A 12,537-nucleotide genomic window follows, 5' to 3' on the forward strand; every position below is an offset into this window, starting at 1 on the left:
AACATTGCCGGAACATTGCCTGGTCCACCGGTCGGCTTGCGCATTCATCTAGCGGCAGGCGGCATGAAGCAAGGCTGAAAGCGGCTGCGGCCGCTCAGCTGGCAGAAAGGGAAAGGGCCACGCGGACGTGGCCCTCCCTTCTCTCCCAAGGCGCTGCGGGCTTAGACGCCCATCGCCTTCTGTGCCTGCCGGGCCTGCTCCTGCTGGGCATCCTGCTGCTGGTGCAGCACGTTCGGCGCGCCCTGCACGGCACCGCTGCTGAGCGCCAGGCTCTGCTCGCTGGCGGCACGGGTATCCACCGCCACGCGGCTGGCGGCGGGGTCACCGATCGTGCCCTGCACGGCAAACAGGCGCTCACCGTTCGGGCTCGGCACCACCGTGTCGATGCGCTGCAGGCCGGCGGCATGCGCCTCCTTGGTCAGGGCCGCAGCGGCGCTTTCCAGCGCATGGCGATCCTTGAAGGTGCCTGCCGGCATCAGTTCCAGACCCTTGCTGGCCTGGATGAACAATGGATTGCGCGGGTGCCGCTCGTCGTTCAGCAACGGCCGTTCGCGGGCTTCCTTGATGGCCTCCAGCGTCTTCACCCCGACAATGCCGTCGGCCACCAGGCCGTTGTCCTTCTGCAGCTGGCGCACCGCCGCGTCGGTGTTGCGGCCGAAGCGGCCATCCTCGACCAGCGGCTTGCCGTCGGCACCGACGTAGCCGAGGTGGCCCAGCTGCTCCTGCACCTTGCGCACGCCCTCGCTGTGCGCGCCCTGCTTGTACAGTTCGGCGTGCGGCGTGGCAGCGGCCTTGTGCTCGGCGGCAGGCTTGCCCTGGGTCTGCTCATGCGACTGGGTGCGGTTTTCCAGCAGGTCGCGCGCCTTGGACAGCGGATCGGAGGCGTACAGCTTCCAGTTCGGGTGCTCCTTCACCTGCTTGAGGTAGTCCTCCACCGGCATGGTGTGCACGCCCTTGCTGCCGGTGGACTGGCTGATCAGCAGCTTGTCGGTGTTGGGGTCGCGCACCACCATCACGATGTGGTCGATGCCGTTCCAATGCTCGTGACGGGTCCTGGCCGTATCCAGGCCGATGATCATGCCTTCCTTCAGCGCATCGGGCTTCAGGATCGCGTCGCGGTCAAGCAGCACGCCGGACTGGTCGAATGCCTTGCGCACGATGCCGCCGGAGCCCAGGTTGCCCAGGTCGATGCGATCGGCCTTGCTGAACACCGCATGCCCGGCCTTCTGGTTGATCTCGTCCATGGTGCGGTTCTGCAGCGTGCCGACCCAGCCGGAACAGTCGATGTAGCCCTGCTCCACGTTCTTGCCGGTCTTGCCCGGTACGTACAGCGCGTGGCCCGGGATGTTGATGGCGTACTTGACGTGATCGTACTTCACGCCGGCCTCGTAGGCCGCCTGCAGTTCGATGCCCGGCTTCGGCGCGGCAGCAGCCGTTGCGGTCGCCGCCAGCGTGGCAGCACCGGCCGCCACGGCGGCGCTGGCCGCTGCCGGGGTCTGGGCCTGGCCCTGGCCCGACGCCACCGTCTGCGGCGCGATGTTCTTTTCCGGAATGCTGATCGCCGCGTACTTGTGGATGTAGTAGCTGGAGAAGGTGCGCGCCAGGTCGCCATCGTTCATGCCGCGCATCTCGGCCAGGGTGTGGCCGGTGAGCGCTTTGGCATCGGAGCCGATCTGGTTGAGCACGTTGCGGCGCATGTTGATCTCTTCACCATGGCCGTTGCGCACCACGCCGAAGGTTCCGGTGGCGATTGCGGTCTGCACCGAGCCATAGCCGGCGCTGCCCTGCTGGTGGGCCAGGTACAGGTCCAGCCCGGTCGGCGTACTGCCACCGGACAGGTACGGGTGGCCAGTGCGTTCGTTGCGGCGTGCCATCGAGTCCAGGTTGTCCTGGTACATCTGTGCGGCCGCTTCGGTGTTGCGGGTCGGGTCGAACTCGTGGCCGGTCAGGTGATACTGGCGCGCGGAGCCGGGCACGAACTGGAACAGGCCCTTGGCGCCGGACGAGGTGTTGTGGGCGCGCTCGTTGAACGTGCCGCCGGTCTCGATGTGCGCAAAGCGCATGAAATCATCGACGGGAATGCCCTTGTGCCGGGCGACCTGCTCGACGATGTCCAGGACTTCCTTTCTGCTGTAGTCATGCTGTGCCATGACGTCTTCCTCGGGGTTGATGGAGCGGCGCGTGCCGCGAATCGCCAACCGGACTCATCCATGAGTCAAGAACATGTCGGTCAACAGGTAACCCGCGTGTGCGGGTGGCAATCAGGGCGCGACGTACTGCTGGGTCGCGCTGTCGAAGGTGTAGTGCACGGCGTCGCCGGCAGCCAGCGCACGGGTCTTGCCCGGGGCGTCGATGGTGGTGCCCTTGAAGGTCACGGTCAGTCGCGGCAGGCCATTGCCGTCGGCAGCGAACGCCAGCTCGCCATCGCTGTCGGTGCAGGGCATCACGTTGCCCTCGTCGCAGGCGGCACTGTTGTCCTCGCCGGTGCGCACCGAGCCGACATAGCGCCAGACCTTGCTGTCCACGTCGTCTTCGCTGCGCTTGGGGTTGAACAGCAGCAGCGCGTAGCCGGTGCTGCTGATGCCACGGTCGAAGCTGCTGGTTGGCACCGCCAGCAGCAGGCGGCCGTCGGCGGTGCGGTGTTCAAGCGGCTTGCGCCGTGTATCGACGTCGTCGGCCTTGTCGTAGGCGCCCAGTGCGCCGATGGTCCATTCCTGGCCACGGAACTTCCAGGGCTTGTTCGCATCGCTGCCGGCCAGCACGAAGGTGGCCTCGGCGAGGTTGGCGCGGTCATCCGGGCCGGCCGGTGACTGCTCGCCCGGCTTGCCGTAGTGCTCGCGGGTATCCCAGGAGAAACCCGTGTAATACGTGGTGCCGTCGAGGGTGAAAGTGTGGCCGAACCAGAAGGTCGCCACGCTGCCGTTCTGTACCTCGTAGGAGGTCGCGCCATCACCGTCCACCTGGTAGGTGAAGTACATCACGGTCGGCGCGTCGGGCGGGGTGACGGCGGTGTCGGGAGAGGTGTTCTGCATCGGGGCAACATCCTGTCGGGGCGCATCGGCAGCCTGCACGGGGGCACCAGGCTGGGAGGACGAGGGGGCCGGATCGGCGGCGCTGCAGGCGGCAGCGGAAAGAGAGACGAGCAGGCACGCCGCGAATGCGCGCAGGGGCCGCAACGGCAGGGTCCAACGTAGCTCGGGGGGGTGATGCATGCGCCTCTCCATGGTCAGCGTTGCCGGGCCAGACGGCCGGCAGGAAACCGCACCCCATCCACCAGGGACGGGAGCGAGGACATGAGCCGGTCGATTCCTTCGACCTCGCATTGAAAACCCATGCCGGATCATCTTGGCACAGAATGGCGGCCGGTCAAAGAGGGCGGTGACAGAGGCCCCTACAGTGTGATCTGGTTCTCAGATCTTGCCGTCGCGCAGGTAGTCGAACAGTTCGGCGTCGCCCTTCAGGCCCAGCTTGAGCATGGCGTCGCCCTTCTGCCGGCTGATGGTGCTGACGCTCTTGTGCAGCTGCAGCGAGATTTCCTTCACCGTCATGCCGGTGCCGAGCAGCCGCAGCACTTCCACTTCGCGCGGTGACAGGGGCTTGCCATCACCCTCGCGCATGCGCCAGCTGCCCGCAGCCTCGACCCGCTCACGCTGGCTGCGGCTGATGTAGGGCTGGCCCCGGTAGACCGCCTGGATGGCCTGCGGCAGTTCGTCCATCGACGAGCTCTTGTCGACCAGACCGAGCACACCGCTGTCGAGCACCATGCGCAGGATCGCCAGGTTGTTGGAGACGCTGAGCATCAGCACCGGCAGGTCGGGGTAGCGGCGGCGGATCATGCCGATCATGGCGAAGCCGTCTGCCTGTGGGCTGCCCGGCATGGAGTAGTCGGTCACCAGCAGGTCGCAGGGTTGGCTTCCGAGCAGGGCCATCAGCGCCTGCGCGCTGTCGGCCTCGCCGACCACGCGGCCGACCCCGCTCGACTCGATGACGGCGCGGGTACCGATACGGACCACCGGGTGGTCGTCTGCGATGATGATGCGCAAGCTCATGCTCTAGTATGGCCACCGGGCAAGCCGGACCGCGACCATCGCGGCCCTGTCAGGATTCTAGGAGATCGACGCCGATGCGTAGCTGGGCTGTTCGCGGGCTGGTCCTGCTGCTGGCCGTGCTGGTGCTGCCCGTGGCGCTGGCACAGGCGGTGCCTGGGCTGTTGCCGCTCAGCTCCATGCAGCGCGAGTACCTCGCCGCCCATCCAAGCATCGTCGTGGGCCAGTATGACAGCGGCTGGCCACCGTTCGAGTCCCTCCGTGATGGCCAGCAGGTTGGCCTGGGGCCGGATTATCTGTCGCTTCTTGCCCATCATCTGGGTGTGAAGGTCGAAGCCCGTCGTTACCCCGATTGGACATCCGTGCTGGATGCGGCGTGCCGTGGCGAGATCGATGTGGTCATGAACGTCGCTCTGAGCGCCGACCGTACCCGCTGCATGGTCTACACCGCGGCCTATGGCGAGTCGCCGCTGGCCCTGGTGGGGCGACCGGGCGATCTGCGCGCTTCCGATACCCCCGATCTGGATGGCCTGCGGGTGGTGATCGAACAGGATTTCCTGACCGGTCCGCAGGTGCGCGCGCGTTTCCCGCGCGCGCGGCAGCTTGTCGCAAACAGCTCGCTTGCGGCATTGCTGATGGTCAGAGACGACAAAGCTGACGTCTATATCGGCAACGCCTATGTCGCCAACGAGCTGATCGCGCGTGAGCGTCTGCAGGGCGTGGTGCTGCTGAGGCCCAGTGATCTGCCTCCCGAGCGGCTGCATTTCGGGGTTCCCAACGGCAAGCAGCCGTTGGCCGAAGCGCTGGACGTCGCCCTGGCCGCGACCAGCCAGGCCCAGCGCGACGCGTTGGCGCGGCGCTGGCTGCCGCCGCCGCAGTGGTCGGCCTCGGCACAGCTGGCCCTGAGCCAGGCCGAGCAGCGGGTGCTGGAGACGCCGTTGAAGGTCGGTTTTGCACCGAACGCTGCGCCGCTGTCGTTCGCCGATGAGAAGGGCAGGCCCAGTGGCCTGGCCAGCGAATACCTGCAGCGGCTGACGCAGGCCGGTGCCAATCTGCAGCCGCAGAACAGCCATGACTGGTTCGAGGTACGCGAGAAGGCGCGCCGTGGCGAGGTGCAGGCCGTGATGGGCATTCCGGCCGATTCGCGCTACCTGGGCCCGGAGTGGGTGTTCAGCCAGCCCTTCATCAGCGTGCCCAACGTGATCGTCAGCCGCCACGACGGGGCGGCGTTGCTGGGCCTGTCGGACCTGCAGGGCAAGCGCGTGCTGCTTTCCGATCCCGAGCGCGTGCGTGGCTACGTGCTGCAGCAGGCGCCACAGGCCAGGATCATCGCCGCGCGCAGTGCGGAGCAGGCGCTGCAGCGACTTATCGATGGCGAGGCCGACGCCTACGTCGGCAATCTGGCCGTGGTTGATCATCTGCTGCGCGACCGCTTCCCGGGCCGCCTGCAGGTGGCTGCGCCGGCGGGCTTCAACGACCAGCTGGTGCTGGCGGTGGAGCGCCGCCATGCCGCCCTGGCCACAACCTTCGACCGGCTGTTGATGCAGATGACTCCACGCGAGCGCGAGGCGCTGCGCGGTGACTGGTTGGCGGTCGAGTACCGCAACGGCATCAACTGGAGCGGTGCGCTGCGCTGGGGCGTACCACTGCTGCTGGTGCTGCTGACCGCGCTGCTGGTCCATGGCATCGGCTACTGGCGCCTGCGCCGTGAAGTGGCCGGGCGGCGCCACCTGGAGCAGCGTCTGGCCGAAGTGACCGACAACCTGCCTGCCGTGGTCTACCAGGCCCGTCGCGAGGTTGATGGCACGCTCAGCTTCCCGTTCATTGCCGGCGACCTGCAGGCCCTGTTCGGGATCACCCGGCAGCAGGCCGAGCAGGACGCCAGGATGCTGCTGGAACGTGTTGAAGAGGACGATCGCGCGCGCATCCTGCAGGCCGTCGAACAGGCCGCGCACCAGTTCGCACCGCTCGTGCTGGAATTCCGCCTGCGTGGCGACGGCGCAGGCCCGCGCTGGGTGCGTACCCAGGCGCAACCCTATGCCGCCGAGGCCGGAGTGGTGACCTGGAGTGGCTACTGGGTGGATGCCAGCGAGGCCCGTGCGCAGGCCGATGCCCTGACCGCAGCCAAGGCCGAGGCCGAGCAGGCGGCCGAGGCGAAATCCCGTTTCCTTGCCACCATGAGCCATGAGATCCGCACGCCGATGAGTGGCGTGCTGGGCATGCTGGAAGTGCTGGCGCACTCACCGCTGGATGCAGAGCAGAAGCGCATCCTTGGCGTGATCGAGGACTCGGCACAGATGCTCCGGCAGATCCTTGACGACATCCTCGACTACTCGCGGCTGGAGGCCAACGCATTGCGGCTGGAGCCGGTACCACAACCGCTGAGGCCGTTGCTGGAAAGCGTGTGCCGCCTGCTCTCCGCACAGGCCAGCGCGCGCGGCCTGGCGTTGCAGGTACAGATCGATCCGCAATTGGCAGCGGCCCATGAAGTGGATGGCGTTCGTCTGCGCCAGATCGTGTTCAATCTTCTCAGCAATGCCATCAAGTTCACCCCGAGCGGCGAAGTGCGGCTGCAGGTGGAGGTGATGGGCCCGACCTCCGAAGATGGCCGCCAACCGCTCCGCCTGAGCGTCACCGACACCGGCATGGGCATCGCGCCCGAACAGGTGCAGCACCTGTTCGCGCCGTTCACCCAGGCCGGCGCCTACATCCAGCGCGACCATGGTGGTACCGGCCTAGGTCTGAGCATCTGCCATCGCCTGGTGCAGATGATGGAGGGCGAGCTGGAGCTGCACAGTACCCTCGGCGAAGGTACCTGCGCCGAGGTACGGCTATCGCTGGTGGAAGCGGGCATTGCCGATGCTGAAGCGCTGGCTGCCGAACAGGAACAGGCTGCCCTGCTGCCGTCGGCTCTGCGCCAGGCGCGCGTGCTGGTGATCGAGGATCATCCGACCAACCAGGCGATGATGGCCTGGCGGCTGCAGCAGCTGGGCGTGCCGCACGTGCTGGTCGGTGATGGCCAGCAGGGGCTGGATCGCCTGGCATCGGAGCACTTTGATCTGGTCATTACCGATTGCCGTATGCCGGTACTGGATGGTTTCGCCTTCACCCGGCTTCTGCGCGAGCGCGAGGGACGCACCGGGCAACCCCGGCTGGCCGTGCTGGCGCTGACCGCCAGCGTGCTGGACGACGATGCGCGTCGTTGCCGTGAAGCCGGCATGGATGAGGTGCTGGCCAAGCCATTGTCATTGGCGACGCTGCGCGCGGCCCTGTTGCGCTGGTTGCCGCAGGCGCAGGGTCAACGGTTCGAGGAGGCGGTGCTGGAGTCCGCCACCGACGGCGTGATGCTGCCTGACCTGGCCACGCTGCGACAGCGCTTCGGTTCACAGGCCGTGGCCGAGCAGTTGCGCGACAGCCTGCTGCAGGCCAGTGAAGGTGACCTGGCCGCTGTGCAGCGCGCGCTGGAGGCCGGCGACCGTGAGGCTGCCGCGCTGCACCTGCATCGTCAGGCGGGTGGATTGGGTGCGGTGGGGGCGACGGCACTGGCCGGGCAGGCCAATGCACTGGTCGAGCGCCTGCAGGACGCGGCCGAGACCGATCCGGTGCCGTTGTTCGCCGCAGTGGCGGCATTCGTGGCGCGGCTGCAACAGCAGTTGCAGCGGCTGGCTCACTGAGCCGACTGCTGCTGCAGGTAGGCGATCACAAGCGCACGGCGTTCGGCGCTGGGGAAGGCGTTGTACATGCGTGTGCCCGGTACAACATGGGTGGGTGACTGCAGGAACGCATCCAGGGTCTGTGCGGACCAGGTGATGTCGGCGCGGCGCATGCCGTCGGAATAGCCGTAGTCGGGCAGGCTGCCGGCGCGACGGCCGATCACGCCGTGCAGGTTCGGGCCGAAGCGGTGGATGCCGCCAGGCTGCACGGTGTGGCAGCCGGCACACAACTCGAACGCGCGTTGCATGGCCTGCTGGTGCGCCTGTTCCGGCGTGGGGGGCGCTGCAGGCGGGCGCTGGCAGGCCGTGGCGACCAGGGCCACGGCAACAGCGATGAGCGGGAGTGATGCACGCATGGGCGGGCAGGATAGCGGTGCGCGGCAAGCGATGGACTGCGACGCTCGGTCGCAGCCCGTGGCGATCACATGCCCGAGTAGTTCGGGCCGCCGCCGCCCTGCGGGGTCACCCACACGATGTTCTGGGTGGGGTCCTTGATGTCGCAGGTCTTGCAGTGCACGCAGTTCTGCGCGTTGATCTGCAGCCGCGCGTTGTCGGCTTCGCCAACGAACTCGTACACGCCGGCCGGGCAGTAGCGCGCTTCCGGGCCGGCGTACTCGGCCAGGTTCACCTTCACCGGAATGCTCGGATCCTTCAGCGTCAGATGGCTGGGCTGGTTCTCGTCGTGGTTGGTGCTGCTCAGGAACACCGAACTGAGGCGATCGAAGGTCAGCACGCCATCGGGCTTGGGGTAGGCGATGCGGGTGTGCTTGGACGCAGGTTCCAGGCAGGCGTGGTCCGGCTGGGTACGGTGCAGGGTCCACGGCGGGTTGCGCACGCCCAGCTTGGGCAGCAGCCACTGCTCCACGCCGGTCATCAGCGTGGCCACGGTCTGGCCCTTCTTGAACCACTGCTTGAAGTTCTTGGCCTGCTGCAGTTCGGTGAACAGCCAGCTGGCTTCGAACGCCTTCGGATAGGCGCTCAGTTCATCGTGCTGGCGGTCAGCAGCCAGCGCGTCGAACGCGGCGTCGGCGCACAGCATGCCGGTCTTGATCGCCGCGTGGCTGCCCTTGATGCGGCTGGCGTTGAGGTAGCCGGCCTCGCAGCCGACCAGTGCGCCACCCGGGAACACCGTCTTCGGCAACGACAGCAGGCCACCGGCGGTGATCGCGCGTGCGCCGTAGCCGATGCGGGTGCCGCCTTCCAGGTGCTTGCGGATGTCCGGGTGGGTCTTGAAGCGCTGGAATTCCTCGAACGGGCTCAGCCACGGGTTTTTGTAGTCCAGGCCGACCACGTAGCCGATGGCGACCTTGCCGCCGTCGGCGTGGTACAGGAACGCGCCGCCGTAGGTGTCGCTGTCCAGCGGCCAGCCGGCGGCATGCACCACCAGGCCCGGCTCATGCTTGGCCGGGTCGATCTGCCACAGTTCCTTGATGCCGATGCCGTAGGCCTGCGGGTCCTTGCCTTCGTCCAGTTTGTAGCGTGCGATCAGCTGGCGGCCCAGGTGGCCGCGCGCGCCTTCGGCGAAGATCGTGTACTTCGCCTGCAGGGCCATGCCGCGCTCGAACGCCGGGCCGATGCTGCCGTCCTTCTCGATGCCCATGTCGCCGGTGGCCACGCCGATCACTTCACCGTTGTCGCCATAGAGCACTTCGGCGGCGGCGAAGCCCGGGAAGATGGCCACTTCCAGCGCCTCGGCCTGCTGCGCCAGCCAGCGCGTCACTTCGCCCAGGCTGATGATGTAGTTGCCTTCGTTGTGGAAGCACTCCGGCAGCAGCGCGTTGGGCGTGCCGCGCGAACCGGTTTCGCTGAGGAACAGGAATTCGTCGCGGGTGACCTTCTGCTTCAGCGGTGCGCCGCGCTCGGCCCAGTCCGGGAACAGTTCGGTCAGCGCGCGCGGGTCCATCACCGCACCGGACAGCACGTGAGCGCCTGGTTCGGATCCCTTTTCCAGCACGCACACCGACAGCTCGCGGCCGGCTTCGATCGCGCGCTGGCGCAGGCGGATCGCGGTGGCCAGGCCGGCGGGGCCGGCACCGACGATCACCACGTCGAATTCCATTACTTCACGCGGGGGCAGGGCGTTGGCTTCAGCGCTCATCGATTGCATGACTCGTGGGTAGGGCCGGCATCGGGGCCACCGGCGGTGCCTGGGAATCGCGCGTGCGGCCACGGGCGAAACGGTTGTTTGAATGTGTCAGGGTACCGGGACGCGCCGGATCCAGCTAGATCGCCGATGTTCACACCCGGATTGCTGCAATGCAGCGTAGGGCCGCAGCTCTGGTGGATGCCGACCTTGGTCGGCACGCTCTGCCCGGATGACCGACAATGGCCGGGTCCTGACTGCGTGTGAGTGCCATGGCTTTGCATCCGTACGATCTGTTCGATGTCCGTTCCCTGCTCAACGAGGAAGAGCGCGCCGTACAGGAGAGCGTCGCCCGCTTCACCAACGAGCGGGTGCTGCCGATCATCGGCGATGCCTTTGACCAGGCACGTTTCCCCGACGAACTGGTGCCGGAGATCGCCTCGTTGGGCCTGCTCGGTGCGACCCTGCCGGCCGAGTACGGCGGCGGTGGCCTCGGTGCGGTCAGCTACGGCCTGATCTGCCAGGAACTGGAGCGCGGTGACTCGGGCCTGCGCAGCTTCGTGTCGGTGCAGAGCTCGCTGTGCATGTACCCGATCTACGCCTACGGCAGCGAAGAACAGCGCCTGCAATGGCTGCCGGCGATGGCCCGCGGCGAACTGATCGGCTGTTTCGGCCTGACCGAGGCGCACGGCGGTTCCGACCCGGCCAGCATGAAGACCCGCGCGGTGCGCGACGGCAGCGACTGGCGCATCAGCGGCAGCAAGATGTGGATCACCAGCGGCCCGGTGGCCGACCTGGCCATCGTCTGGGCACAGACCGAGGACGGCATCCAGGGCTTCGTGCTGGAAAAAGGCATGGCCGGTTTCACCACGCAGGAAATCAAGCACAAGATGAGCCTGCGCGCGTCGCTGACCGGCGCGCTGTTCTTCGACGACGTGCGCGTGCCCGACAGCCACCGCCTGCCGAACGTAAAAGGCCTGAAGGGCCCGCTGGGCTGCCTGACCCAGGCCCGTTACGGCATCAGCTGGGGCCCGATCGGTGCCGCCATCGCCTGCCTGGATGAGGCGCTGGGCTACGCCAAGGAGCGCGTGCTGTTCGGCCGCCCATTGGCGGCCACGCAGAGCGCGCAGATCAAGCTGGCCGAGATGGCCCGCCGCATCACCACCGCGCAGCTGCTGGCACTGCAGCTGGGCCGCCTGAAGGAAGCTGGCCAGCTGCAGCCGCAGCAGGTCAGCCTGGCCAAGTGGAACAACTGCCGCATGGCCATTGATATCGCCCGCGAGTGCCGCGACCTGCTGGGCGGGGCCGGCATCACCACCGAACACGTGGCGATCCGGCATGCGCTGAACCTGGAATCGGTGATCACCTATGAAGGCACCGAGACCGTGCACCAGCTGGTGATCGGGCGTGAGTTGACCGGCATCAACGCGTTTTGACGCTATCCGGTTTCCGGACGCGATACGGGGGAGCCGAGCGCGGGCTCGGCTCTAAAGGAGCGTACGTGTAGAGCCGAGCCCATGCTCGGCTGCTTTCTTTCACGCCCCGCCGGCAAACCCGTGCTGGCGCCAGGCCTCGTACATCACCACGGCAACGGTATTGGATAGATTGAGGCTGCGGTTGTCCGGCCGCATCGGCAGGCGCAGGCGGCGGCCATCAGGCAGGGCGTCGAGCACGTCCTGCGGCAGGCCGCGGCTTTCCGGGCCGAACAGGAACGCATCACCGTCTTCGAACGCCACGCTGTCATAGCGGACGCTGGCACGCGTACTCAGGGCGAACAACCGCTTCGGTGCGATTCGCGCCAGCGCTGTGTCCAGGTCGGGGTGCACCTGCAGGCGCGAATACTCGTGGTAGTCCAGGCCGGCGCGCTTGAGCTGCTTGTCTTCCAGTGCGAAGCCGAGTGGCTCGACCAGGTGCAGCTGCGCGCCGGTGTTGGCACAGAGCCGGATCACGTTGCCCGTGTTGGGCGGGATTTCCGGTTGGAACAGGATCACGTGGAACTGGGGCGCGGCATTCATCGGCGCAGTGTACCTGCGACGGCCGCCGCCTTTACGGCGCACGCCCTGCGCGAGGCAGGGCGGCACCGCTTACGGGCGCAGCAGGACCTGGGCGGTTTCGGTTGCCAGGGCCTGCAGGTCGGCAGCGCTCGGACGCACCTGCAGGGCCGGCAGGTTGACGATCACCTGGTTGGCGACGCTGGTGGCGGCGGCGGCCAGGGTGGCGGCGTAGCGCTGGGCTTCCAGTTCGGCGGCCAGGGCGACGCGCTGTTCCAGGCTCGGGCGCACTTCCACCGAGGCCAGGGTGGTGATCGGCATCGCGGCGGCGACCGGGGCGGCGACGTAGCCGCTGCGCTCGGCCAGCTGGTCGGCGCTCGGGCGCACTTCCACGGTGGCCAGGGTCGGGATGCCGCTGGCCTGTTCCCAGGCCTGCTGGGCCAGCTGGTCGGCGGCCGGGCGGACCTGCACGGTAGACAGGGTCTTGATGGATTCGGAGGCCTGCACCGACGAAACAACCGCGGTGCCGGCGATCAGGGCGATGGCGATGGCAATGGTCTTGGCGTTCATGACGGGGCCTGTTTAGTGTTGGTGATCGGTGGTGTGGTAGTAAAGTAGTACACCAATTCTGGGCTTGCAAGGAAAATTTTAGATTTCCCGCATTTGTTCAGTCTTCAGTCAGCTTTTGTCTGAAGCCCTTCCTG

General features: G+C 67.2%; 9 protein-coding genes. 2 read left to right on the plus strand and 7 right to left on the minus strand.

The window, feature by feature from the left end:
* Positions 1-161: 161 nt before the first annotated feature.
* The 3 genes from AASM09_RS00850 to AASM09_RS00860 form a co-directional block, all read right to left on the minus strand.
* Complete coding sequence (locus tag AASM09_RS00850) at positions 162-2,150, minus strand: peptidoglycan-binding protein (RefSeq protein WP_049429872.1); 1,989 nt, start codon at positions 2,148-2,150, stop codon at positions 162-164.
* A gap of 111 nt (positions 2,151-2,261) precedes the next feature.
* Positions 2,262-3,032: a hypothetical protein gene (locus tag AASM09_RS00855; protein WP_049429813.1), complete on the minus strand. Its 771-nt coding sequence runs from the start codon at positions 3,030-3,032 to the stop codon at positions 2,262-2,264.
* A 378-nt stretch (positions 3,033-3,410) separates the two neighbouring features.
* Entirely contained in the window at positions 3,411-4,049 is a 639-nt protein-coding gene (locus AASM09_RS00860; RefSeq protein WP_343368702.1) for a response regulator transcription factor, read from the minus strand.
* Between the two features lie 74 nt (positions 4,050-4,123).
* Between AASM09_RS00860 and AASM09_RS00865 the strand changes: the two genes are divergently transcribed.
* Positions 4,124-7,720, plus strand: coding sequence for an ATP-binding protein (locus tag AASM09_RS00865; protein WP_049429812.1), 3,597 nt, complete (start codon positions 4,124-4,126; stop codon positions 7,718-7,720).
* On the opposite strand, the gene AASM09_RS00870 is transcribed toward AASM09_RS00865, so the two are convergent.
* Positions 7,714-8,115 carry a c-type cytochrome gene (locus tag AASM09_RS00870; protein WP_049429811.1) on the minus strand — a complete coding sequence of 134 codons (402 nt, stop codon included), beginning with the start codon at positions 8,113-8,115 and terminating at the stop codon, positions 7,714-7,716. The two genes, AASM09_RS00865 and AASM09_RS00870, sit on opposite strands and share 7 nt — an antisense overlap.
* A gap of 65 nt (positions 8,116-8,180) precedes the next feature.
* Complete coding sequence (locus AASM09_RS00875) at positions 8,181-9,857, minus strand: electron transfer flavoprotein-ubiquinone oxidoreductase (protein ID WP_049429810.1); 1,677 nt, start codon at positions 9,855-9,857, stop codon at positions 8,181-8,183.
* 257 nt (positions 9,858-10,114) lie between these two features.
* Here AASM09_RS00875 and AASM09_RS00880 point away from each other — a divergent pair, with 257 nt between their 5' ends.
* A complete protein-coding gene (locus tag AASM09_RS00880; RefSeq protein ID WP_049429871.1) occupies positions 10,115-11,278 on the plus strand; it encodes an acyl-CoA dehydrogenase family protein in 1,164 nt (387 codons plus the stop codon).
* 99 nt (positions 11,279-11,377) lie between these two features.
* On the opposite strand, the gene AASM09_RS00885 is transcribed toward AASM09_RS00880, so the two are convergent.
* Together AASM09_RS00885 and AASM09_RS00890 are read right to left on the minus strand one after the other, a co-directional pair.
* A complete protein-coding gene (locus AASM09_RS00885) occupies positions 11,378-11,857 on the minus strand; it encodes a tRNA (cytidine(34)-2'-O)-methyltransferase (RefSeq protein ID WP_005407625.1) in 480 nt (159 codons plus the stop codon).
* Between the two features lie 69 nt (positions 11,858-11,926).
* On the minus strand, positions 11,927-12,403 hold the full coding sequence (locus AASM09_RS00890) for a hypothetical protein (protein ID WP_005407626.1): 477 nt from the start codon (positions 12,401-12,403) through the stop codon (positions 11,927-11,929).
* Positions 12,404-12,537 lie beyond the last annotated feature (134 nt).

This window comes from Stenotrophomonas maltophilia (assembly GCF_039555535.1).
Taxonomy (GTDB): Bacteria; Pseudomonadota; Gammaproteobacteria; order Xanthomonadales; family Xanthomonadaceae; genus Stenotrophomonas; species Stenotrophomonas maltophilia_Q.